The sequence below is a fragment of the Psychrobacter sp. TPE 89C genome, assembly GCF_055522395.1.
Genome location: NZ_JBVFXW010000009.1, coordinates 24,622 through 50,184, shown reverse-complemented (window position 1 = coordinate 50,184; position 25,563 = coordinate 24,622). Strand labels below are relative to the sequence as shown.

22 protein-coding genes and 2 tRNA genes are annotated in these 25,563 nt (G+C 41.1%); 16 read left to right on the top strand and 8 right to left on the bottom strand.

Annotation, left to right across the window (positions count from 1 at the left end):
* The first annotated feature begins 628 nt into the window (after window positions 1–628).
* Complete coding sequence (gene ppnP / locus ACZW67_RS04810; RefSeq protein WP_465182346.1) at window positions 629–964, top strand: pyrimidine/purine nucleoside phosphorylase; 336 nt, start codon at window positions 629–631, stop codon at window positions 962–964.
* A gap of 252 nt (window positions 965–1,216) precedes the next feature.
* The gene (rlmB, locus tag ACZW67_RS04805; protein ID WP_110922079.1) at window positions 1,217–1,987 is read left to right on the top strand and encodes a 23S rRNA (guanosine(2251)-2'-O)-methyltransferase RlmB; all 771 of its coding nucleotides are present in this window, start codon (window positions 1,217–1,219) and stop codon (window positions 1,985–1,987) included.
* On the opposite strand, the gene coaE is transcribed toward rlmB, so the two are convergent.
* From coaE to pilB, 4 genes are all read right to left on the bottom strand, one after another.
* A complete protein-coding gene (gene coaE / locus ACZW67_RS04800; protein WP_465182345.1) occupies window positions 1,950–2,642 on the bottom strand; it encodes a dephospho-CoA kinase in 693 nt (230 codons plus the stop codon). The genes rlmB and coaE overlap by 38 nt on opposite strands.
* 124 nt (window positions 2,643–2,766) lie before the next feature.
* Window positions 2,767–3,666: a prepilin peptidase gene (locus ACZW67_RS04795; RefSeq protein ID WP_465182344.1), complete on the bottom strand. Its 900-nt coding sequence runs from the start codon at window positions 3,664–3,666 to the stop codon at window positions 2,767–2,769.
* A gap of 25 nt (window positions 3,667–3,691) precedes the next feature.
* Window positions 3,692–4,915 (bottom strand): type II secretion system F family protein, encoded by a 1,224-nt coding sequence (locus ACZW67_RS04790; RefSeq protein ID WP_465182343.1) that lies wholly within the window; start codon window positions 4,913–4,915, stop codon window positions 3,692–3,694.
* Window positions 4,916–5,136: 221 nt separating this feature from the next.
* Window positions 5,137–6,846 carry a type IV-A pilus assembly ATPase PilB gene (gene pilB / locus ACZW67_RS04785; protein ID WP_465182342.1) on the bottom strand — a complete coding sequence of 570 codons (1,710 nt, stop codon included), beginning with the start codon at window positions 6,844–6,846 and terminating at the stop codon, window positions 5,137–5,139.
* Between the two features lie 451 nt (window positions 6,847–7,297).
* Here pilB and tpiA point away from each other — a divergent pair, with 451 nt between their 5' ends.
* The 14 genes from tpiA to pnp all read left to right on the top strand — a co-directional run bounded on the left by tpiA (window position 7,298) and on the right by pnp (window position 21,143).
* Complete coding sequence (tpiA, locus tag ACZW67_RS04780; protein ID WP_465182341.1) at window positions 7,298–8,110, top strand: triose-phosphate isomerase; 813 nt, start codon at window positions 7,298–7,300, stop codon at window positions 8,108–8,110.
* 204 nt (window positions 8,111–8,314) lie between these two features.
* Entirely contained in the window at window positions 8,315–8,623 is a 309-nt protein-coding gene (gene secG, locus ACZW67_RS04775; RefSeq protein WP_110922073.1) for a preprotein translocase subunit SecG, read from the top strand.
* A 142-nt stretch (window positions 8,624–8,765) separates the two neighbouring features.
* Window positions 8,766–8,849, top strand: a tRNA-Leu gene (locus ACZW67_RS04770).
* Window positions 8,850–8,973: 124 nt separating this feature from the next.
* Window positions 8,974–9,050, top strand: a tRNA-Met gene (locus ACZW67_RS04765).
* Window positions 9,051–9,514: 464 nt separating this feature from the next.
* Window positions 9,515–10,015: a ribosome maturation factor RimP gene (gene rimP, locus ACZW67_RS04760; protein WP_465182340.1), complete on the top strand. Its 501-nt coding sequence runs from the start codon at window positions 9,515–9,517 to the stop codon at window positions 10,013–10,015.
* Window positions 10,016–10,184: 169 nt separating this feature from the next.
* On the top strand, window positions 10,185–11,669 hold the full coding sequence (gene nusA, locus ACZW67_RS04755) for a transcription termination factor NusA (protein ID WP_110922071.1): 1,485 nt from the start codon (window positions 10,185–10,187) through the stop codon (window positions 11,667–11,669).
* A 151-nt stretch (window positions 11,670–11,820) separates the two neighbouring features.
* Entirely contained in the window at window positions 11,821–14,544 is a 2,724-nt protein-coding gene (infB, locus tag ACZW67_RS04750; protein ID WP_465182339.1) for a translation initiation factor IF-2, read from the top strand.
* Window positions 14,545–14,747: 203 nt separating this feature from the next.
* Window positions 14,748–15,137 carry a ribosome-binding factor A gene (locus ACZW67_RS04745; RefSeq protein WP_110922069.1) on the top strand — a complete coding sequence of 130 codons (390 nt, stop codon included), beginning with the start codon at window positions 14,748–14,750 and terminating at the stop codon, window positions 15,135–15,137.
* Window positions 15,138–15,146: 9 nt separating this feature from the next.
* On the top strand, window positions 15,147–16,226 hold the full coding sequence (gene truB / locus ACZW67_RS04740; protein WP_465182338.1) for a tRNA pseudouridine(55) synthase TruB: 1,080 nt from the start codon (window positions 15,147–15,149) through the stop codon (window positions 16,224–16,226).
* A gap of 369 nt (window positions 16,227–16,595) precedes the next feature.
* Window positions 16,596–17,120 carry a type 1 glutamine amidotransferase domain-containing protein gene (locus tag ACZW67_RS04735; protein WP_465182337.1) on the top strand — a complete coding sequence of 175 codons (525 nt, stop codon included), beginning with the start codon at window positions 16,596–16,598 and terminating at the stop codon, window positions 17,118–17,120.
* A gap of 74 nt (window positions 17,121–17,194) precedes the next feature.
* The gene (locus ACZW67_RS04730; RefSeq protein WP_465182336.1) at window positions 17,195–17,356 is read left to right on the top strand and encodes a hypothetical protein; all 162 of its coding nucleotides are present in this window, start codon (window positions 17,195–17,197) and stop codon (window positions 17,354–17,356) included.
* A gap of 119 nt (window positions 17,357–17,475) precedes the next feature.
* Window positions 17,476–17,652, top strand: a complete 177-nt coding sequence (locus tag ACZW67_RS04725) for a hypothetical protein (protein ID WP_465182335.1) — start codon at window positions 17,476–17,478, stop codon at window positions 17,650–17,652.
* Between the two features lie 399 nt (window positions 17,653–18,051).
* A complete protein-coding gene (rpsO, locus tag ACZW67_RS04720; protein WP_110922066.1) occupies window positions 18,052–18,318 on the top strand; it encodes a 30S ribosomal protein S15 in 267 nt (88 codons plus the stop codon).
* Window positions 18,319–19,040: 722 nt separating this feature from the next.
* Complete coding sequence (gene pnp, locus ACZW67_RS04715) at window positions 19,041–21,143, top strand: polyribonucleotide nucleotidyltransferase (protein WP_465182334.1); 2,103 nt, start codon at window positions 19,041–19,043, stop codon at window positions 21,141–21,143.
* Between the two features lie 230 nt (window positions 21,144–21,373).
* Here the strand turns inward: pnp and ACZW67_RS04710 are convergent, their stop codons facing one another.
* The 4 genes from ACZW67_RS04710 to ACZW67_RS04695 form a co-directional block, all read right to left on the bottom strand.
* A complete protein-coding gene (locus tag ACZW67_RS04710; protein WP_465182333.1) occupies window positions 21,374–21,937 on the bottom strand; it encodes a hypothetical protein in 564 nt (187 codons plus the stop codon).
* 34 nt (window positions 21,938–21,971) lie between these two features.
* A complete protein-coding gene (locus ACZW67_RS04705) occupies window positions 21,972–22,472 on the bottom strand; it encodes a hypothetical protein (RefSeq protein WP_465182332.1) in 501 nt (166 codons plus the stop codon).
* Between the two features lie 120 nt (window positions 22,473–22,592).
* Entirely contained in the window at window positions 22,593–22,850 is a 258-nt protein-coding gene (locus ACZW67_RS04700; RefSeq protein WP_465182331.1) for a YheV family putative metal-binding protein, read from the bottom strand.
* Window positions 22,851–25,010 carry a M3 family metallopeptidase gene (locus ACZW67_RS04695; RefSeq protein WP_465182330.1) on the bottom strand — a complete coding sequence of 720 codons (2,160 nt, stop codon included), beginning with the start codon at window positions 25,008–25,010 and terminating at the stop codon, window positions 22,851–22,853.
* Between the last annotated feature and the right edge of the window lie 553 nt (window positions 25,011–25,563).

Sequence of the window (25,563 nt, the reverse complement as noted above, 5' to 3'; positions counted from 1 at the left end):
GCCATTTTTAGCCCATTTAGATGAATATCGAGTGAATTGAAGACACGCCCTAGCTAGATAACGATAATTAGCAAATATTATGGTGTTAAATGGGGTCAAATACAAACCTTAATAGCAATGAATACAATAAATTGAAGGAAAAATATTATTAAAAATTTTGCAAAAGCTAATGGTTCATCGTTGTTATTTGATGACCAATATTAGCTATAAATTGAATAAGTTAATCAAATTCTAGTGATATATTAGCATTAAATATTCAGCTGCAAAGACATTCTAGAATTGGCATTAGATAAAATTTTCCTAACCGCTTTAACAAACTTTATAGAGATAATGTGGTAGCATAATCTAACATAATGATAAACTCTTACTGGCTAGCTTTTATACCTTATGTTACATGACAATGAGTCACAATACTTTCAAATTAAGCGGGTATAGTACTAAAGGTAAGAAGCTCAGCTATGATGATATATCGTCTTTGTAGAGCCTGCGCCCACAGCTAGAGCACAGGTTCTAGAATAATAGAAAACACAAATTAGAATCTATATTTTCTAAAACATACACTTTCACGGTACTCTACCCAGTTACTTATTTTTTAGTTTTGCAATAATTATTTGATAAGGAAGCCACTATGACAGCGGCGCAATTTACTAATGTAACAGTCAATGCTCACGCAACGATATCTTATGATGGTCGTTGTTCTAGCCATACTATTATGTTCGAAGATGGTCGACATAAGACATTGGGCGTAATTTTGCCTTGTGATAATTTGGTCGAGCACTATCACTTTAGCACCAACACCTCTGAGCGTATCGAAATCATCAGCGGTGAGTGTGAAGTCAAAACAAATGGCGAAGAAGCGTTCAGTTACTACCGTGCAGGTCAGTCATTCGTGGTTGAAGGCAATAGTGGTTTTAACTTACGTACCGAAGAAATCGTACAGTATGTTTGTCACCTAGAAGGCTAATTTGATTGGCGGGTCTTTATCGGAACCAGCCGCTTAAAATTATAGTTTAGTGGCTTACCATTTACCATGCCAAGCACTTCTCATTCAAAAGAAAGAAACAATACTGAATTGGCATTGTTTCTTTCTTTTTCAATTGTCACACCCTTTTATTCACAATGACTTGCTACAATCACTTCTCTATTCTCTTTCTGTCTTATCGCATTAGGCGTTGACCACCTTACAAACAATCACTTTATAACTAGTAGGCCTACTATGGCAAAACCTATTTACTTTTATGGTATTCATGCAATTGATGCCTTACTCGAACACCGTCCTCTTGATGGGCTTAGCTTGTTTGTACAGCAAGGCCGCGAGACTGATAGTCATGTCCAAGCGATTATGGCACAGGCAAGCGCCAATGGCATAAGCATTCAGCCAACGCAAAAAGACAATCTCACGCAATTATGTGGTAGCCCGCAACATCAAGGCGTCGTGCTAAATGCTCGTCCACTAGGCTTTGCTAATGAAGGTTTGCTCGATACTATTGTTGGACGTGATCAGTGTTTGCTATTAGTTTTAGACCAAATCACTGATGCGCATAACTTTGGCGCTTGCTTGCGTACTGCTGTAGCAATGGGCGTGGATGCTGTGGTTTGTCCAAAGCACCATGCAGCAAGCCTCACACCAACGGTTGCCAAAGTATCTGTTGGCGCAGCTGAAATGATGCCGATCATTAGTGTCACCAATCTTGCTCGTACGCTATCACAAATAAAAAGTGCAGGCGTATTTGTCTTTGGGACCGCGCTCAATTCTGATGCCAAGCCGATACATGCTGCGGACTTAACAGGTAAGACAGCTATTATCATGGGTTCAGAAGGGGAAGGGATGCGTCGTCTGACTATGGAGAGCTGCGATGAGCTGGTTTATATTCCAATGTCAGGGAATGAATATGGCAACCTACAGAGTTTAAATGTGAGTGTTGCCACGGGTATGGCGTTATACGAAGTTAATCGGCAGCGAACTTTAGCTGCTGGGCCAGTATAAGATATTCTTGATGTAGTGGTTCTAATTGCGAGTATAGATCTGCAAGATTACTTTCATTTAGCACCACATCATCAGCATGACGATTGCGCTCTTCTCGGCTTAGCTGATTGACCATAATGGCTTTAATCTTTTGCACGCTTTGCTCGTCACGTTGACTGGCACGTGCCAGCTGCGTGTCTTCAGTGGCATCCATTACTAGAATACGTTGGCATAAATTTGCTAGCCCTGCTTCTGCAGCTTCGATGAGTAGCGGTGCTGACAATACTATATAAGGTGTGGTACTAGCCGCTAACTGAGCTTTTGCTGTCTCGCGTATCGCAGGATGAGTGATCGCTTCTAACTCAATTAATGCATCAGGATGTGTGAATACGTGCGTTCTTACGGCCGCTCGATCCATTGATCCATCACCATTCAATACCCAGTCACCAAATTTCTTCTGAATTTTGCGCAAGGTCGAACTGCCTTTAGCAACGATTTCATGGGCAATGACATCAGCATCAATGATATCAATACCTTGCTCGGCGAACCAAGCACTAGCAGCAGATTTTCCACTACCAATACCACCTGTCAAACCGACTACTAAGGTCTTACTTTTAGTTTGCAGACTTTGCGATTGATGCGAGTAGGGTGAAGAATTGATTGTGTATTTTGACATAATGATGACTTATCTGATTGGTATGATAATAGTAGCAGTTGCCAATTGAAAAATATAGCTTTCAAGTAGGATCGTTAAAGATCGATAGTTTGCTGTCCTAACCTGTTTTTTTTGTCATACACTATTAAGGATACATACCGAGATACCAGCTGACAATCTCTGAGCCATACAATAAAGCAACGATACCTGCAATAGCGATATAAGGACCAAAGGCGAACGGTTTACTCTCACCTTGTTTTTTCATTAGGATAATCCCAACAATTGACCCTAGCAAAGAAGATAGTAAGATAATCAACGGTAACATCATAGGACCGAGCCAAGCTCCTAATACTGCTAAAAGCTTAAAGTCTCCTTGTCCCATACCATGTTTTTTAGTGATAAGAAAAAACACTTTAACCACTACCCATAATGATAAAAAGCCAAGCAATAAACCCCAAATTGACTGAGTTGGTGAGACAAACCAGCCTTGTGAGTTCACGGCTAGTCCTAAACCTGCTAAAGGAAAGGTTAAGCGATCTGGTAGTAACTGAGTATCAAAATCGATTCCTGTTAAGGCAATGAGCGTCCATACTAACAGTAACGCTGACACTCCCGCAGCACTAACCCCAAATTGATAAATCACTAATACTGACAGTAGCGCAGTGACCAACTCAACGATAGGATAACGCAGACCGATAGAAGCCTTGCAGTCTGAGCAATGTCCACGTAGTACCAACCAGCTAATCAAGGGTATATTTTCATACCACTTAATTTTATGGCTACAATGAGGGCAGCGTGAGGCAGGACGACTCAACGTAATAGGTTGGTCAGCGGCTGCAATATTTTTTAGAGGTAGAGTATGTTCATGTGGCAAGTCTACTTGCTCAGACATAAACTGGCTGCACTCTTGTCGCCAACCATAAAGCATCATTAGTGGTATACGATGAATCACCACATTCAAAAAGCTGCCAACACAAAGACCCAATAGACCAAATACGACTAAAGCTATAGCCGTATTATCTTGTAGTAACTGTATAAATTGCATGAAATAGCAGTCCTTTAATTCGCTTTTAACCTACCACTGCGCCCATTTGGAAGATTGGCAAGTACATTGCAATGACTAGGCCACCAACCAATACGCCTAATACAGCCATAATCATTGGTTCCATTAAGCTGGTTAATCCATCAACCGCGTTATCAACTTCGTTTTCATAATAGACGGCCACTTTATCTAGCATCTCTTCCAAGCTACCAGACTCTTCACCGATACCGACCATTTGAATGGCCAAGCTTGGAAAAAGGTTGGTTGAGCGTATTGAAAATTGTAATTGCTGACCAGTGGAAACGTCATTTTTGATTTGCTGAGTCGCATTATAGAATACAACGTTATTGGTAGCGCCAGCAGTAGAGTCCAGAGCATCAATAAGTGGCACACCAGCAGCAAAAGTAGTAGACAATGTACGTGAAAAACGCGCGATAATCGCTTGATAAGCAATGTTGCCAAATATCGGTGCCTTTAGTACTGCGCGGTCTAAAAAGTCTCTAAATTTCTTAGAACGTTTTTTGGCTTCTGAAAAACCAATAATGGCACCACCAATAACGATAATTAGTACAAACCACCATGCCTGCATCCACTCAGACATTCCTACTACCATTTGTGTAAATGCAGGTAAATCGGCACCGAAAGAGCTGAACAAATCAGCAAATACTGGGACTACTTTAATTAGTAGAATCATGGTTACAATAATAGCAACCACGATAACAGCAATTGGATATTTCATGGCTTTTTTAATTTTAGCTTTAAGTAACTCACTTTTTTCTTTATAGGTCGCAACTCGCTCAAGCATGGTTTCAAGAGAACCTGATTGCTCACCAGAGTCGACAAGAGAGCAAAATAGGTCATCAAAGTAGCGTGGATGGTTACGTAGTGCAGAGGCAAAGGTGCCGCCTGCTTCGATATCATATTTTATTTTTAAGACCAATTCTTTCATACTAGGATTATCAAGTGAGTCAGCGACAATCTCAAAAGATTGTGTCAGTGGTACACCTGCTTTCATCATAGTTGCTAACTGCCTAGCAAAAATGGCAATATCGATAGGCTTAATAGACTTTTTGAAGGTATATAGAGGTTTAGGTTTTTTCTTGATGCCTTTGACAGAGATACCTTGTTTACGCAAAGTTGCTTTCGCTAGTTCCAAACTACGACTAGTCGTTTCCCCTTTCACTTTCTGTCCGCGTCGGTTCACCCCGTCATAGACAAAGTCTAACAGCATGTCGGTCTTCACTTTTGCCATGGCACTACCCTCAAATATTGTCTAATATAGATATTACAAAGATGTATAACGATGCCTGACTCACTATTTAAAAACGGCATACTTTATTTTAACGTAAAAAACCAGTATATATCTGTTTTATATTTAAGTATATCTGGTGGGTAGTATTGCTGTTTTCTAAAAGTTTGGCTGACAAAGCAAAGCTTATACACATAACGATATTACTTACGAGCTAGAAATAGCTACTCTGAGGTAACACGCATCATTTCTTGAATACTGGTTACTCCTTGTAGTACTTTCAAAATACCAGAGCGGCGTAAGTCCCGAAAACCATTCTTCAGAGCCGCATCCTTAATATCTATCGCATTACCATCTTCCATGATAATTCGTGAAATATCTGAGCTAACTTTCATTACCTCATAAATACCCACACGGCCTTTATAACCTTCACGGCACTCATTACAGCCAACTGGCTCATAAATGATGCTATCCGGATTGTCTAAATCTGTATCAGTAAAGCCGAGCTCGAGCAGGCTCTGCCGTGGAATATTGATAGGTTTTTTACAGTTTTTACATAAGCGGCGTGCTAATCGCTGGGCGATGACGAGGTTGACTGAGGTGGCAATGTTGAATGATGCAACTCCCATGTTTTTTAAGCGGGTTAGCGTTTCGGGAGCAGAGTTGGTGTGAAGTGTTGAGAGGACCATATGACCTGTTTGCGCAGCTTTAATCGCAATCTCAGCCGTTTCAAGGTCACGAATCTCACCAACCATCACAATATCCGGATCTTGGCGTAAAAAAGATTTAAGCGCATTGGCAAAAGTTAAGCCTACTTTAGGGTTGACGTTGACCTGATTGATACCTTCTAGGTTAATCTCGACGGGATCTTCTGCAGTAGAGATGTTGGTTGCCCCAGTATTTAAAATATTAATGCCTGTATAGAGTGAGACCGTTTTACCAGAGCCAGTCGGCCCCGTAATAAGTAGCATGCCTTGTGGTTTGTTCAGTGCTTCTAAAAACATCTCTTTTTGGTCGAGTTCATAACCTAAAGCTTCAATACCGAGCATGGCAGATGAGGGATCCAAAATACGTAAAACGATTTTTTCGCCAAATAAGGTTGGTAAAGAGTTTACCCGAAAATCAATGGCCTTGTTTTTAGATAGTTTTAATTTAATACGTCCGTCTTGCGGTATACGTCGCTCTGAGATGTCCATTTGCGACATTACTTTTAAGCGTGCTGCAATTTTACCTGCCAGCTGTACAGGAGGGTTAGCCATGCTTTGCATCACACCATCGACGCGAAATCGCACACGATATGTTTTCTCATATGGCTCAAAATGTAAATCAGAGGCACCCATCCGAATCGCGTCAACCAACATTTTATTAACAAACTTTACAACAGGGGCTTCATCAATGCTATCTGTGAGCTTGGTTTCATTTTCGTCGTCTTCACCATCGTCAAAATCAACGTTTAAATCACTGTCATTGAAGCTATCAAAGCTTTGCATGGTATCAGCGTAAAGGCTTTCAATACGCTTCTTTAGCTTATCTTCTTCAACGACGATGGTTTCAATAGACAGTCGTGAATTAAATGCAATGGCATCGATAGCATCGACGCGAGTGGGATCACTCAACGCGACAAATAATCGTTGACCTCGTTTAAAGAGTGGCAGCGCATTAAATTTACGAACGATTTTTTCGTCTACTAAATCTTTTGGAACGACATCATTGCTTAAGGCATCAAGATCGAAGAGCGGGTCGCCAAATGCCTGTGACAGCATCTTAGCAAGATGATAAGCATCGGCGAGTTTGTGATCTACTAAATAAGATACGAGTCCTATTTGTTGCTGTTGCGACTCAGACTGTGCGGTTTTCATGTTTGCTTCGCTAACAATACCTTCGCTGATTAGCTGATGTGCTAAACCACCATACTTATTAGATGTGATAGACATTATGACCTCTCCTTGATACCAAGTATTCTGTATATTTGCCTGAAATTTAGATACTATTTATAGTCTTTGACAGACACATTTTATCAGTCATCATTACCCCTTGGACTGTTGCTAATGAAAATTGATGAAAAGGTGTTTTTGTAAGAGGTTCAATAGATAGTTGTTATTAATAGTATATGCCATCATCGGCTCAATACATCAGATGACTAATCATAGTCTTTTATAGGTAGATGCAATAGTATAGAACTTTACTTTAGTTTAAAAACTTTATATAGACTATTAAGCGACTAGCCCGTAAAAAACATCATTTATAATAATGTCATTTTAGTATTTGTCTTAACAGGCTGTTTCTTTGCGGATAGCAGCATACTATAGCACTTGGGAATTATTTGTTATACTGGCGCGCATATTAGCCGAATTGGCAGGAATACATGAGACAGGGTAGATGAGTATGAAAGCTTGGGTAATAGGTAATTGGAAACAGAATCCAGCCGCGAGTCAAGACGTCGATACGTTGTTAGAAAGCTTATTGACAGCAATAGATGATGGAGCAGAGGCTGGTACTGAGCTTTCAAATAATCATTGCAACTTAATGGTGGCACCAAGCTGTATTCACTTAGCAGCTGTCAGTACTCGTTTAAAAGGTACGCCTATATTGTGTGCTGCACAAAACATTAGTGCTCATAGTGCGAGTACAGGTGCCTATACAGGCGATTGCTCTGCGCAGCAAGTGGCTGACACGGGTGCAATGTGGACGTTATTGGGTCATTCTGAGCGCCGCCAGTATCATCAAGAGTCTAATGAGTGCTTATTGCAAAAAATGACTCATGCATTAACGCAAGACTTAGGTGTGGTACTTTGTATCGGTGAAACCCAAACGCAATATGATGCAAATCAAACACTAGAAGTAATCGATGGCCAATTATCCGTCATCAAAGACTTATTGGTTCAACAACCAGATATAGCTGCTTCATTATCTGATCGTCTGATTATTGCTTACGAGCCTGTCTGGGCAATTGGTACGGGTAAAGTACCGACCGTGACGGAGGTCAGTAAAACCCATCAGCATATAAAGCAGACAGTGGCAGATTTTGCGGATAGTTTGAATGAAATGACTGTTTTATATGGTGGTAGTGTCAATGCCGATAATGCGGATAGCTTTGCTGCCGACTCTATGATCAATGGTGCATTGGTTGGCGGTGCTTCATTAAAAGCAGAGAGTTTTCTGGCGATTGCTAATGCATTTAGTCGTGCTAGCACTTAAACCTTAATGTAGCACTTAGATATAAAGTTCACTATCTGTATGTAAAGTGTCTTTATCAGTTGGCAAAAGTAGGTTTAACAGTGCCCTTGCAATCGTGTACAATGCGCCTTATTTATATAATCGATTTGGCGTGATTATACGTCCTACTAAACTTAAGATTTATTTACCGTTATCAGTCGTCATTATGCGGCAAAAGAGGCCACCATGTTTACGTTTATATTAGCCCTGCACATTATTGTGGCGATTGCCATGATCGGCTTGATTTTGATACAGCATGGTAAAGGGGCAGACGCTGGAGCTTCTTTTGGTGCTGGCTCGTCAGGTACCGTATTTGGTGCAGCGGGCACTGCCAACTTTTTGACGCGCGCTACCGCAGTGTTGACGGTGATATTTTTTATCACTAGTATGACGCTTGCTGTTCATGCACGTAAGCAAGCTGAAGATCAGTTTCGTCTAGATGCGCCCGTTTCAGTACCACAAACACCGCGTCCTTTGACTCAAGATCCTCAGTAAGTATCTTTTAAAAATGCAGCCCTTGCTATTTTGATGCGTTAGATTTACAATGCGTTTCTGTTTTCAGAAGTACCACTCTATGGATGCCTACCTTAAGCGTCTTTTATAGTAGACTGGATATAATGGAACAGAGTAGTAAAATGCGATTGTGGTGGAATGGTAGACACGCCATCTTGAGGGGGTGGTGGCGCAAGCTGTGGGGGTTCAAGTCCCCCCAATCGCACCAAGTTTTATTACGCAGCACAGCGTAAGGTTATGTTTTATAGTCATCAATTGTTTTATTTGAAATTAGTTTAAAATAAACGTTGACACTTCTATCAAACCTACCTATAATGTGCGTTCTAGATTGATGCGGGGTGGAGCAGTCTGGTAGCTCGTCGGGCTCATAACCCGAAGGTCGTTGGTTCAAATCCAGCCCCCGCTACCACTTTTTATACTGATGTTTTGTACACTAAATTTGTCAGTAGCGATTAGCCCACCATTATGCTTGTGGGTTTTTTTGTATCTGGCTGTCAGCATTATCGTGGTCTTTATCCTACTTATGTTAAGCTCTAGCTCTATAGAGTACGATAACATCTACTGTAGCTTGTCGTGACTCACCGTTATTAGAGTGATGCTCCTTAAGCACACTATCTTTATACTCCTCACTCTTTTATCGATAGTATTGCTTTATGAATAATAAAAGCATTGTCTGGCTGAGCTTGATGTTTTTTATGCTCATCCCTATATAAAGGCATAGCGCATAAACGATATGCTAGTGATTTAAAACAATATTATGACCGTGTTTCTCACTATATAAGTGCATACTACTAATAAGTAAGAGATGAATGAAAAATTCAATACGGTTTACTCAGTATGATAGATACGCGAATAGGAAAAGATAAATAGATTATGAAGCTTTCGACCAAAGTTACAGAACTGACCAACATTATTGCTCCTGCCGTCGCTGCTTGCGATGTGGCACTATGGGGTATCGAGTTTGCACCACAAGGCAACCGTTCATTGTTACGTATTTATATTGAGGCATTGCCAGAAGAGCAAGCCCAAAATAAACAAGTAACGATTGAAAACTGTGCTGCGGTAAATCATCAAGTGAGCGGTATTCTTGAGGTTCATGATCCGATTGCCGGTGAGTTTATCTTAGAAGTCTCTTCACCAGGTTTTGACCGCGCATTCTTCTCAGATGAGCAGATGCATGGCTATGTTGGTCAAACCGTCAGCTTGCGTTTGATACAAGCGATTGGTGAAGGTGATCAAAAGCGTCGTAAAGCGACAGGTACTTTAGACAGTATCGATGCAACTTCGCTAAAATTGACATCAAGTGATGGTCAGCAGTTTGAGATTGCACTGAGTAATATAGACAAAGCCAATTTGATTTACGAAGACGCGTAATCAGCTAGAGTGTTCATCTTATGAATGTATCTAGTTTGATCTAATAAGCAGCTTATTATAAATCAAGATTTGAATCTCCAAATAGCCTTATAGCTAATGGTGAAAATATAATATCAGTACATAAATTATAAAATTTAAGTCAATTAAAAAATGATAGGACAGGTATAGCATGAGTCGTGAAATCTTAACGGTAGTAGAAACTGTCAGTAATGAAAAGGGCTTAAATCCTGAAGATATCTTTGAAGCGATTGAAGACGCTTTAGTGGTATCTACTAAGAAAAAAGTATACACCGAACAGCCAGAAGTGGAGGTACGGGTTGCCATCGATCGTGCAACGGGCGATTATGATACTTATCGTTATTGGACAGTGGTTGCAGATGAAGACCATGAAATGCCTGCATGTCAGCTAGCCATTACCGATCTTGATCAAGAAGAATGGTCAATCGGCGATATAAAAGAAGAGCAGATTGAATCGATTGAATTCGGTCGTATCGCCGCCACGCAAGCCAAACAGGTTATTATCCAAAAAATCCGTGAAGCTGAGCGCGCGTTAGTCGCTGATGCTTTTGAGCCACGTATTGGTGAAATGATGTATGGCGAAGTCAAAAAACAGACTCGCGATGGTTATATCATCGATTTGGGCGACAATGCCGAAGGTTACTTGTCACGCGATCAGATGTTGCCACGTGAGCAGCTACGTGCCAAATCACGTATCAACGCAATTTTATATCATGTAAACCGTGAAAACCGCGGTGCACAGTTATTACTCTCTCGTACTCATCCTGAAATGCTTTCAGCATTGATGCAAAAAGAGGTACCTGAGATTGCTGAACAAATTATTGAAATTCGCAACGTCGCGCGTTTGCCAGGTACTCGTGCTAAAATAGCAGTGAAGACCAATGATCATCGCATCGATCCTGTAGGTGCTTGTATCGGTATGCGTGGTACGCGTATCCAAGCAGTACAGCAAGAGCTTGATGGTGAGCGTATTGATGTGGTGGTTTGGTCAGATGATCCTGCCCAATTTATCATTAGCTCTTTAGAGCCTGCTGACGTTAGCAGCATTATTCTAGATGAAGATACTCAGACTGCTGATATTATCTTTAGCACCAACGATCAGTTAGCACGTGCTATTGGCTCACAAGGCCAAAACGTACGTTTGGCATCTGAATTGACGGGCTATAAGCTTAATATGATGCTAGAAGAAGAGTATCAACAACGTCAACAAAACGAATCTAAAGCGTTTATCGAATTATTCTATGAACGTCTAGAAGTAGATAAAGACTTAGCCCAAGCGCTTGTCGATATCGGCTTTACCAGTATTGAAGAAGTGGCTTACGTACCAGTTGAAACCTTCTATGATATCGAAGGTTTGGACGATGACGCGATTGAGATGATTCAAGAGCGTGCTAAAGAAGTGGTCATTGCTGATGAACTGGTCAAACAACAGAACATGAAAGAGCCAAGTCAAGAGCTACAAGAGCTTGAAGGTATGACCGTTAGTTGGGCTTATAAAATGGCACAGCAAGACATCATTACCGTTGATGATTTGGCAGAACAAGCAGTCTTCGATCTCGAAGATATCGAAGGTTTAGACTCTGAAACCGCAGGAAAACTCATCATGAAAGCTCGGGAATCTTGGTTCAATGAATAAGCGGTAACTGCATATCGCTGTCTTTTGGTGATATGCTATCGATAATAAAGTGCTGGTATGACTGCAACACAAATACCAGCCTTACCCCAATCATTTGTAGCCAACAACTGAATTGAACATATAGCAAATAATAGACAGTAGGTGATAATAAATGGCAGATAAGACCGTCAAAGAACTGGCAGATATGGTAGGCAAAACTGCAAGTGCTGTAAAACAGCAATTAGTAGATGCTGGACTACCTGCTCGTGCAGAGGATGACCTAGTCTCAGAAGTTGAGCAAGAGAAGTTGGTGACGTATTTAAAGCAAAGTCACGGTCAGCAAGAGAAGCGTCGTATTAGTCTAAAGTCTAAAACGACTAGCACCGCGCGCGTGACTGGCTCTTCAGGTAAATCTAAGAGCGTCAATGTTGAAGTGCGTAAAAAGAAAGTATTCGAAAAGCCTGATCCAGAAAAAATGGCTGAAGAATTGGCTGCGCGTGAGCAAGCGATGATTGAGTCGCAAGAACGTGCTGCTAAGGACGCTGAAGAGCGTACTGCTACTAAGAAAAAATCTGAAGAACGTCAAGCAGCAACCTTAGCTGCGATGCGTGCAAGCTTAGGTTCTAGCAAAAAATCTGATGACAAGAACGACGATATTTCAACGTCAGTTGTTGTGAAAAAAGGCGGAAAAACGACTGTTGAAGTCAAGCCTAAAGAACAACCGAAGAAAAAAATCGCTGCTACGAAACCAAAAGTTGAAACAGCAGTAGAGCGTAAAGCTCGTGAAGCGCGTGAAAAAGAAGAAGCACGTTTACGCGAGATCGAAACAGAAACACGCCGTGTTCAAGCTGAAGAAGCGCAAAAGCGCACACTTGAGCAAATGCGTAAAATGGCTGGTAAATATACGGATCAGCCTGCTGCTGAAGTTCGTAAAGATGAGCCATTGGCTGAAGGTCTAGTCGGTGACGCATTAGAAGAATCATTTGAAAAAGAACGTCGCGAAATCAAGCGCGGTGCAAGCAGCACTGGTGCTCGTGGTCGCCGTCGTAAGAATCAAGATGAACGTGAGATCAAAAACCGTAAAAACGGTTTGCGCTCAACGCAAGCATCACAGCATAAATTTGAAAAACCTGTTGAAAAAATCGTTTATGATGTTGAGATTAGTGAGCAAATTACCGTAGCAGATCTTGCTCAGCGTATGGCAGTTAAAGCTCGCGAAGTGACCAAATTACTTATGAAAATGGGTGAAATGGCTCGTGAGTCAGACACTATCGATCAAGCAACTGCAAGTTTACTTGTCGAAGAAATGGGGCACAACCCAGTGCCAGTCAGTGATACTAAAGTTGAAGATGACTTACAGTATGCGGTTGATGAACGTAGTAGCAACGTGCAAACGCGTCCACCAGTCGTAACCATCATGGGTCACGTTGACCATGGTAAGACGTCACTACTAGATAAAATTCGTGAAACGAAAGTTGCGAATGGCGAAGCTGGCGGTATTACACAGCATATCGGTGCTTACCATGTAAAAACCGAGCGCGGTGTTATTACTTTCCTTGACACACCAGGTCACGCAGCCTTTAGTGCAATGCGTTCACGTGGTGCTCAAGCGACTGATATTGTTGTACTTGTCGTTGCAGCTGACGATGGTATGATGCCACAAACGGCAGAAGCCATTGATCATGCACGTGCTGCTGGTACGCCGATTATTGTTGCTATCAACAAAATGGATAAGCCAGGCGCTGATCCTGACCGTGTTCTTAATGAATTGACGACGAAAGAAGTCGTATCAGAAGAATGGGGTGGTGATACACCAATGGCACGTATCTCAGCCAAAACAGGCGAAGGTATCGACAACTTGCTAGAATTCATTAGCTTACAAGCTGAGTTAATGGAACTAGAAGCACCTGTAGATGGTGCTGCACAGGGTGTCGTTATTGAATCAAGACTTGAAAAAGGTCGTGGTCCTGTTGTTAGTGTCCTAGTTAAAAAAGGTACATTGAAGCAAGGCGACTTGGTTCTAGCTGGTGAGCATTATGGTAAAGTCCGTGCGCTAACAGATGAGCATGGTCAACGTATCCAATCAGCGGGTCCTTCTATTCCTGTAGAAATTTTAGGTCTGCCTGAAACGCCAGCCGCTGGTAGTGAATTCTTAGTCGTCACTGATGAGAAAAAAGCTCGTGAAGTTGCTGACTTTAGAACCAACCGTGAGCGTGAGCGTCAACTTGAACGTCAAAACGCCATGCGTCTTGAAAGCATGTTCGATCAGATGGAACAAGGCGATGTGTCATTCTTGAATATCGTATTGAAAACGGATGTTCGTGGTTCGCTTGAAGCATTGCTTTCTGCACTAAATGAGTTGTCAACTGACGAAGTTAAAGTCAGAGTGATTAGCTCAGGCGTTGGTCCTATCTCTGAGTCTGACGTAACACTTGCAGAGTCTAGCGAAGCAGTATTACTAGGTTTCAACGTTCGTGCGGATGCTACTGCACGTCGTAAATCAGATTCTGCCAACATGGATATTCGCTACTATAGTGTCATCTATGGCTTGATCGACGATGTAAAAGCAGCAATGAGCGGTATGTTGGCTCCTGAACATCGTGAGAAAATCCTTGGTGTTGCAGATGTTCGCGAAGTATTCCGCTCTAGTAAGTTCGGTGCAGCTGCTGGTTGTATGGTCGTTGAAGGTACAATCTATCGCAACAAGCCTATCCGCGTATTGCGCGCTGACCAAGTTATCTTTACTGGTCAATTGCAATCATTGCGTCGTTACAAAGAAGACGTCAATGAAGTACGTACTGGTATGGAATGTGGCCTAGCGGTACGTGGTTACGATGTCGAAGCTGGTGATAAGATCGAAGTCTTCGAAATTCAAGAGTTCGCACGTACTATCTAAAGTCGTTGTTCGATAGAAAGGTCTCTAATAATGCAATACGCTTAATCCGCTGAGCATATTAGTATACCTTTCATATCTAGCTGTACTTAGGCCTAACAGGTACATCCTGCTAGGCCTTTTTTAACAAATATCAGCCCTTAAATGTATTAATAAGCAAATGGGCTAATCAATGAAAATAAGCCCTACCAAATTAAGGTAATAAAATGAACCAACGTTTACAACGATTATCCGATCAAATTCAGCGTGAGCTTGCTGTTCTTATTCGTGATGAAGTTAATGACCCACGCTTGACTGGTTTTGTCACTATTTCTAGTGTCAAGGTTAGCCCGGATTTAGGGTATGCTGATGTCTATGTCACTATTATGGAGCCTGGGCTCAATGATGCGATGACTAAGACCAATCATGAAGAGAGCGTTACTGTACTAAATAAAGCAGCCGGTTTCTTACGTACTGAGCTAAGCCACAGTCTAAAAACACGTACTACACCGCGCTTACGTTTTCATTATGATGAAGTGACCGCTCGTGGTAACTACATGATGGATCTGATTAGCCAGGCTGTCACTAAGACAGAACAAAATGAGAATGACGAGTAAATCTACATTATGTCTACATCGCCCAAGCAAGCTGATAAAATAAAAGTCTCAGGGGTTATCTTAGTAGATAAACCCCAAGGTATGACCTCACAGCAAGTGGTGTCAAAGGTGAAATATCTGTTTAAATCGCCGAATCATGACAGTAAAAAAGCGGGACATACGGGTACGCTTGATCCAATGGCGACGGGTCTATTGCCGATTTGCATGGGTGAAGCAACCAAGTTTAGTCATTATCAGCTTGATGCTGACAAATCCTATGAAGCCGTTATTTTTCTTGGTGGTCAGACCGATACTGGCGATGCAGATGGCAAAATCGTTGAGCAAGCAGCTATTCCAACATTCGATACTGCACTATTAGAGCAAGTTGCTCAGCAATTCTCAGGCGCTCAGCAGCAGATACCTCCAATGTATTCTGCACTAAAAAAAGACGGTAAAAAACTCTATGAATATGCCCGTGCTGGTATAGAAGTAGAGCGAGCCCCTAGAGATATCGTGATTAAGGCGATTGATTTAAAAGCGATTGATCACGAGCAGATCCAATTGACAGTGACTTGTACTAAAGGTACGTATGTACGTGTTCTTGGTGAAGACATTGCCAAAGCACTAGGTACATTAGGTCATCTAACAGCATTGCGACGTACGCAAGTGGGTGATTTTAACATTGATAATGCGATTGCCTTACCGGATTTAGAAGCGCTAGCGTTGGATAGCCGACAAGGGCAGCTGATGCCAGTGGATGCTTGTGTCAATATTGACGCTGAAATGATATTGACGTCTGAACAGTGTACTCGTATACATATGGGTCAACGTCTAAATGTGTTTGAGCAACTGACAGATGATATCAGAACGTACATAGCAGACAATATTGACAGCGAATCATTGGAAAATAATGAAGTAGCTGTTAATGTTAATGTTAATCAGCAATTTATTTCTGAGACAGATGATAGCGAGCAGCTTACTGATACGAAGCCATTGAAGCATGAAATACCAGTGGATATTCGCTTGATAAATGAAGACGGTCAATTTTTAGGTTTAGGGGCAGTCAGCCTGAATGGTCGATTACAGCCAAAAAAATTAATCCAGCTTTAGTTTTATTCTTGTTAAATAAGTCGCGATAAAGCCTTTTTGGCTTACTAACAGTTTACACTAATCACATATCGTCACATTTTATTGCAGGTTTCACCTATGGTGGAACCTGTTTTTTTTGTACATTAGATATGTCAGCTAGGGAAAGCCAGACGAAATAATTAATATAAAAAAATGACAAAAATAAAAAGTAGGCTAATAAGAAAAACTCACAATAATAAAAAATTAATATGGAATAGTTCTAATAAGGAAAGCTTTACGGCTCGATGCTCGGCACTTAATAAAACTAAAAGGTACTAATAACAAGAAAAGTAGGCAAATCAATAATAAATTTTTTTATATAAAATCACAAATATAAAGACAGGAAGTATTATGAAAACTATCGCTTTCTTATTACATAACAACTTTGAACAAGCAGAATATGAAGAGGTCAACAACCAGCTGAAAGCTAAAGGTTATAAGACAATTCTTATCACCACTAATGAGGACAAAGAAGTCCAAGCGATGAAGCAAGATGTCGATAAAGGTGATACTTTCACCGCTGATATTTTTGCAAGTGAGGCTAGTGTTGCTGATTATGATGCGTTGGTGCTGCCAGGTGGTACTGTGAATGCAGATACCATCCGAGGCAATAAGCAAGCTCATGGAATAATTAATGCTATCAATGATGCGAATAAGTCGTTGGCTGTTATCTGTCATGCGCCTTGGGTACTTATTAATACTGGCATTGCCAAAGGCAAAACGCTTACCGCCTATCCTACACTACAGACAGATTTAGAGAATGCTGGCGCAAATTATGTAGATAAAACAGTACAAGTTGATGGCAATCTTATCACCTCGCGTAATCCAGATGATATAACCAATTTTGTTGATGCTATAGATAAAGCACTATCTTAGAATCCTTGCTATCTAACCGTCAAACAAGCATCAAGATATTTTAATCATTCATAACCATAACTAAGGAAAATATTATGTCAAATTCTAACCCAAACGATACTAAGCTTGAGCAACAACGTTCTGATTCAGCGACTGCAGCGCTCAAAGACCAGACTGAAAACAATCACTCAGCAGATACTGAAGCAGCTGCAGACCGTATTGCCGATAATGTAGAAAGTACGACAGAAAGCAAATAATTTTTTGTCCAATGCGTTTTCTAGAGTAGAGCTATACTAATGTATTTATAGTTTGCACGTTTCAGTATTAATGAGTGCAATCGCAGTTAGTCTAAAAAAATAATAATTTAGGAGCTAATATGAGTAATTCACCAAACAATATGGACGAGCAAGAAAAAGAGATTGAAAAGCTTGCAGAAGAGATTAATCCTAGCGAACATAGTGTTCCAGATAGCTTAGCGGAAGTCACTACGGCGGCACCTCTTGCTGATGATGATCTGGGTGGTAATGCTACTGAGAGCGATATCAAAAAATAAATAGCGCTATCAGATGACTAAGTTTGTAAATGATTAAGTTTGTAAATGACTAGGTTTGATGTTTTCGATAGAAGCCAATTTAGCCGTAAAACTAATGTGAAAAACTGCTGCGAGTTCAGCAGTTTTTTGTTATAATCAGCGTCACATTTAAATTTAGTTTAGATGGGATATTGTATCGAGTATACTATTCAAAACGGATGGCTATATTAGATACTGTCTCATAACAGCTTCATATAAATGATCGTTATAATTAATTGAGCTTGTCGTACACTAGGTCAACTCTAGTAATGCAGGGTTGTCCTGAATGACGTGCAAGTTACTTTATTTACTATTCTACTGCTTTTAAAATGACTCAAATTCGAGTGTATTTTTAAGCTTTTAGCATTGCCGGAGATATTTATGCTAACTAATACTGATCGCGAACAAATCATTGCTCAATACCAACGTGGCGAAAGCGACACTGGCTCACCAGAAGTTCAAGTAGCTTTGTTAAGTGCTCGTATCAACGATCTACAGAACCATTTTAAAGCGCATAAAGCGGATCATCATAGCCGTCGCGGTCTTATCCGTATGGTTAACACCCGTCGTAAATTGCTTGATTACCTAAAAGGTAAAGATCTTGGTCGTTATACCACCCTTATTAGCCAGTTAGGTCTACGTCGTTAATCTAGCGACAACAGTGCGAATGGCTGCAAAATTAAAAAGTGCCCGTATGTGGCATTACTTTAAAGGTTTTGCTAAGCCGCTTAGCATTTGCTCGCTAATATCGATAAAATAGATTTTTCTAAAAACGGTGTGGAATAGTTTCACGCCGTTTTTTTATGCTTATCAGTATGGGCTATTAAGAGTTGTTGTCTTAACTGATATAGCCATCTGAGAGTAAGTAATAAATAGCTGATTAGCGATAACATTGATGGTTTAATCACAACTGAAGTGCGAACTGGCAAGATACGCGCCGTTTTGCAATTCATTGGTCAATGGCTATAAATCACTGTAAAATAATGCCTAGTAAGTTTTATCATATGGCTGCTAGTTATATAGCGATTATTTATATAGTGATAAGCTATAGTCTAGCCACTATAAATATAAATACTTAAAGAACACAGAAAATATCATGTATGGTAGTTTTGATCACTGATGCCTTTTGTATGAAGGCCTTTGATAGTATTTATAGTACAACCGAATTTGAACGACCAAATATACGTAAGCGTACGATGTCTATCATAGACATATATATGAGATAAATAGGTAACGATATTGACCCTAATTGACATCGTCCTACAACAGGAGCCTTGTCAATAAACGGCTATATACAAAGAATTTTAATGACAGATATCAGATTTTATAGCGCTGATATTATTTTTGTCAGTCAACATTAGGAATATTATATGACAATGTTTAACACTATTAAGCGTGAATTCCAATACGGTAACCAGCAAGTTGTTATCGAAACTGGTCGCGTAGCACGTCAGGCAAACTCTATTTTAGTTCATATGGGCGGCGTCACTGTACTAGTTGCAGCAGTCGTAAAATCAGAAGCTAAAGCAGGCCAGAACTTTTTTCCGCTAACTGTTAATTATCAAGAAAAAATGTATGCAGCGGGTAAAATTCCGGGTGCTTATGGCAAACGTGAAGGTCGTGCGAGCGAGTTTGAGACTTTAACTTCGCGCTTAATCGATCGTCCTATTCGTCCGCTATTCCCTGAAGGCTATGTGAACGAGATCCAAATCACAGCGACGGTTGTATCATCAGATAAAACTCAGTCTGCTGATATCGCTGCACTAATCGGTGCTTCAGCGGCATTGGCTATTTCTGATGCGCCATTCAATGGTCCAGTTGCAGCGGCACGTGTTGGTTTTATCAACGGTGAATACGTACTGAACCCAACAATTGATCAGCTCAAAGAGAGTGATCTTGATTTGGTTGTGGCAGGTACGAAGTCTGCAGTATTGATGGTTGAATCTGAAGCCGCAGAGCTTTCAGAAGATCAGATGCTAGGTGCGGTATTGTACGGTCATCAGCAACAGCAAATCGTTATTGACAACATTGCGTCAATGGCAGAAGAAATCGGTACTGCTAAGCAACAGTATAGTGCTCCTGAACGCGATCAAGCGCTTACAAGCAGCATGAAAGAGCAGTTCGGTGAGCAAGTTGCTGACGCTTACACTACCACAGACAAGCAAGAACGTTACGCTAAGCTTGACGAAATCAAGCAGTCAATTATTGATGCGCTTGCTGGTGATGCTGAGTCAGAAAGTTATGCTGATACCGTAACTGAACTTAAAGAAATCTATAACGATCTTAAGTATCGTACGGTTCGTGACAATATCTTGTCAGGTAAGCCACGTATCGATGGTCGTGATCTTGAGACCGTCCGCGCGCTTGACGTACAAGTTGGTGTATTGCCATTTACTCATGGTTCAGCACTATTCACTCGTGGTGAGACGCAAGCATTGGTTACGACCACATTGGGTAACAGTCGTGACGTCAACATGATTGACTCACTAGGTGGCACTATCCGTGACCATTTCATGCTGCATTACAACTTCCCGCATTTCTCAGTAGGTGAAACGGGCCGTGAAGGTATTCCAAAACGTCGTGAAATCGGTCATGGCCGTTTAGCACGTCGCGGTGTACAAGCAATGCTTCCAGATAGTGAACGCTTCCCATATGTCATCCGTGTGGTATCAGAGATTACTGAATCAAACGGTTCATCTTCTATGGCGTCTGTTTGTGGTGCAAGTTTGGCATTGATGGATGCAGGCGTACCATTAAAAGCACCAGTTGCTGGTATCGCGATGGGTCTGGTTAAAGAAGGCGAGCGTTTCGCTGTACTATCAGACATCTTAGGTGATGAAGATCATCTTGGCGATATGGATTTTAAAGTTGCTGGTTCTAAAGATGGTATTACTGCGCTTCAGATGGATATCAAAATCGAAGGTATTACGCCTGATATCATGGAGCAAGCGCTTAAGCAGGCCCATGCTGGTCGTATCCATATCCTAGATGCAATGAATAAAGTATTGCCAGAGAGCCGTACTGAAATCAACGCTCATGCGCCTAACTATGCTGTTATCGAAATCAATCCGGACAAAATCCGCGATGTAATCGGTAAAGGCGGCGCGATGATTCGTCAGCTAACTGAAGAAACTGGCGCAGTTATCGATATCGATGATGGTGGCACGATTCGTATCTTTGGTGAAAACAAAGCAGCGACCAAAGCCGCTATTGGTAAAATTGAAGCATTGACTGCTGAGGTTGAAGTTGGCAAAACTTACGAAGGTACAGTTGCTCGTATTGTTGACTTCGGTGCGTTTGTTAACGTATTGCCAAACACTGATGGCCTAGTACATATCTCACAAATCGCAGAAGAGCGCGTAGAAAATGTATCAGATTACTTGAAAGAAGGTCAGGTCGTTAAAGTCTTCGTTCAAGACGTTGATAACCGTGGTCGCATTAAGCTGACTATGAAAGGTATTGAGCAGAACTAATTTTTAACAATTGGTTTGGTTTAATTTAGTACAAAAAAACCGCTTTGAGCTACTCGTCATGAGTATTCAAGGCGGTTTTTTTATGGGTATTATTCTTAGATTATGTAATATTGAACGAGGTTATGACGCTAAACGATTAGATATTAGCTCTCCACTTACTGAGGCTAGCCACTGTTAATGATGGTGCTTTTCGGCGCTATATTGTCTTAACCACTTCGGCTTATTTTATTTTAAACTTCAATATTTTTAGGTACATGTACGTCGATACGTAACTTAGGCAGATCTTGTAGTTTCTCAATCAGTAATGGCAAAATATCCGTATCCCAATCTAAAGGAAGTGGGTGTACTGAACTTCGTGTTTCGGGATCGTTATTCCGTACACTATTATGTATAAGCGGACGTGCAAGTAGGGCAATTCTACGGATACCTTGATAGCGTATCAAAGGTATGAGCTGCTGTTGACAGTCTGTTACTGCTTCTGTCAACCAACGCATGCGTACCGGGTGATAAGGATGGTCTGATATAACAAGGTTGGCGATATAGCTTGGTTGATTGCCATTACTGCTTATGCCAAGTCCAGCTTGCTCAAGTGCACGCTTATGGAGCATACAACTACCCACATTTAAACTACCATCACGGCACGCGCGATAGTAACGTTGATAATTATCAGGAAATAAAGTCTTAGATTTTGTGAGTACAGGATCTAGAAGAACACCTGCCGTATTAACTGGCAGAATAAGTAGTTGCGCGCTACTCGTGAGAATAGGGGCGTGGGTTAATTGTAGAGTCGCCATTGCCAGCCCCTTTATAATAGGTATGAGTATACGTTTATTTTACCTCAGTCGTAACAGTACCATCTGCTTCTAGTTGCGCTATCTGTTGCTCGACCAATGTAATTTGCTGCGCTTTCATCTCAGCCAACTGCTTGTTCATCGCCAATTGTTCAGCCAGTAGTTTTTCTTGTTCAAATGAGCGTTTGCCTTGGTCATTGAGACGATCGCTCTCTTCTTTGGCCAAACTGTCCGTTTCTGGTAAAGGAGCGCTTCTGATAGCATCAGACTTAAGGGAATGATTATTGGAAGATACAGATATATCTGTATTATCCGATGTGTTCGTCACGTTATTAAGCGGCGTAGAAATAGACTCTGTTGCTTCAATTTGCCTTGTGACTGGTAGAGACGAGTTTGTATCAGACAAAGCACCTTTCCAGATCAAGTAACCAATAAATAACATTACTAATATTAATACCAGAAACCATTTTTTCCAAGGTTTATTAGAGTTCTCTTCTAATAACTTAGTTGATAAAGGAGGTGTTTTTTGGCTTTTCATATCGTGGTCAATTTATGTTAAAAATATAGATAGCCATACTATAGCAAACTCAAAATAAAAAGCCTATCTATTGATAGATAGGCCAGTAGCGATTATAACTTGACGCTTAGTATCAGATATTTAAGGTTTAAACTTCACTGTGCCACTTGTACCTGTGACCATTGCATCACGAGCCAGTTGATCCTCGAGATGGTTTTTGGCACTGATTGCATCAGGGTCAGGGCGATGCTCGGCATGTCCACACAGAGTACACTCGATGTATTCATCAGGTGCTGGAGTTACGATATTAACCTGTACTACCGCGTCTACTGCTTGGCATTTTGGACAGCGAACACCTGCTAAAAACCGGCGTTTAGGGCTTGATGATTGGTAGCGCATTTAAATCGCCTCGTGAGTCGTTTGAGCATTGGCAGCGTTGATATTTTTAGAACTATCAAAACCACTATGACGTAATAAAGCATCGATGCTGGCACTACGACCACGGAAGTTCTCAAAATTGGTTTTGGCTGGAAAACTGCCACCAACGGACAAGACAGACTCGCGGAAAGCTTTACCTGTGGCTGGGTTAAAAATACCGTCTTCTTCAAACTTACTAAAGGCATCTGCAGATAACAGCTCAGCCCACTTGTAAGAGTAATAGCCAGCCGCATAACCACCTGCAAAGATATGGCTGAAGCCGTTAGCAAAGCGGTTGTAATCAGGCGTTTGCATGATAGAGATATCGCTACGTACTTTGTTTAGCGTGGCTAAAACACCATCATAATCAAGTGCTGGCGAATGCCCATGAATCAATAAATCAAACAGGGCGAATTCGATTTGACGCAGTGTTTGCATGCCGCTCTGGAAGTTTTTGACAGCCAATAGTGCATCAAGTTTGTCTTTAGGTAACGGCTCACCGGTCTCGACATGACTGCTAATCAGTGCGATACCTTCCGCATCCCATGCCCAGTTTTCCATAAACTGGCTTGGTAGTTCAACTGCGTCCCACTCGACGCCATTGACACCTGCGACATCACCGACTGTGACTTGGGTTAATAGGTGATGCAAACCATGGCCGAACTCATGGAATAAGGTCAATACTTCGTCATGAGTCAATAAGCTTGGCTTGCCCGCAAGTGCAGGCGTGAAATTGCCGACCATAAAGCAAACAGGCAGCTGCTTGTGATCTTGCTCGTCATAAGTATAACGCGACTGGAAACCACTCATCCAAGCACCGCCTCGCTTACCACTGCGTGCAAATAAATCGAAGTAGAAGCCGCCAAGTAAATGGTCGTCAGCATCAAATAACTGATAAAAACGCACATCTTCATGCCAGCGTGACACAGATTCACTTTTCTCTTGAACTTTTATGTCGTACAAGCGCTCAACAATGGCAAATAAACCATCAATCACTTTTGGTAATGGGAAGTAAGGTCGTATTTCTTCTTGTGACAGACTAAATTCGCTTTGCTTTACTTTTTCAGCGATATAGGCGCTGTCCCATGATTGCAGGTCATCGATACTATGGTTCTTCGCGTATTTCTGTAGTTGTGCTAAGTCCTGCTTAGCAGTAGGCGTTGCTTGCTCTGCTAGGTCACGTAAAAATGCTTCAACTTCCGCTACGTTGTCAGCCATTTTGGTCGATAATGAGACCTCTGCGTAATTATCGAAACCTAATAACTTTGCCTTTTGCTCACGCAAACTTAGAATTTGATTCATGATATCAGCATTGTTTAGCGACTCACCTTTAGCATTGGTATGCTCATCAAATTCAGACGCACGGGTAACGTAAGCACGGTACATAGTCTCACGCAAATCGCGATTATCAGCATGGGTCATGATAGCGAGATAGACAGGAATATTTAAACTTGCCACATAATAAGGCGTTGGTAACGTCTCAATATCAGCTTGCGTGAGTACACCGCTGGTAAGCTGACGGGCTTTGTATTGCTCACCTGCATCCGCCAATAGTGACAAGCCGCTTTCAGTCAAACCAGCTAACTGATTGTCTTGTAAAGGCAGTGCAAATGCTTGTGTGGCATCTAAAACATGATCAGAGAAGGTTGCCGATAAGGTGGATAGTTTGCTTTGAATGGCCGCAAATTTTTCTTGTTCAGTTTTAGGCAGTGCGACTCCTGATAACTCAAAGCTTCTTAGCGCAAGCTCAATGGCACGTGATCTCGCAGGCTCAAGCGTCGCAAAAAATGCTGTGTCATTCACGATCATTTGATAACGATTAAATAGTGGCTGATGTTGTCCTACACGAGTGCCATAAGCTGATAGTTTAGGCAGTAGTTCATGATGTACATGACGGATTTCATCATTACTCATCACACTATTCAGATGCGACAGGATACCCCAACTGCGATCTAGCGCGAGATTGATATGATCAAAAGTCATCACATCCTCTAGGGCGGAAGTACTATTATCTATGGTATCTGTCATCGCATCTAAAAATGCATTGGCATTATCGATAGCATCGATAACTTGGCTTTGTAACATACTCGGCGTAGCAGTGGCAAAATCGACAAGCCGTAAGTCTGAAGAAATAGAAGTCATAAAGGTATCCGATATTAGTGAATGAATTATTATTAATTAAGTGTGATGTGATAAAAATATTAATTGACCAAAAATGCAGTACGTTGAATCTTTAGTATCTTGTGGTTTTATAGATAAGTTATATAAAAGATGGGTTCGATTGATAAAAATACAACCTGAGTACTCATAATATAGAGGGTAAAGGAATGTATGCGTTGATATACAGAGGATATGGAACAAAAAGCCTCAATGTATATGGTGATAGAAATCTTTCTATTTACAAAGAACCATCATTTGATTGCAAATTAGTCGTATAGATAGGGTGACCTTACTGTTAGCATGAAAGTAATAGCACAAAAAAATAATCGTTAATGCGTTGATACTCAAGGTATTAAGGTTCTATGTAAGGTATTAAGATTCTATGTATTAAATATCGACTACATAGACTGATATGAAAGTATGTACGGATTCGAAAGAAAAGTAATAGAACACTAGTCAAAGAGGATGTGACTAAATTTCCTGATGCATGACAGCAGGCATTTATAAGGCCTCGATTTTTTATCAGTTTTAAAAG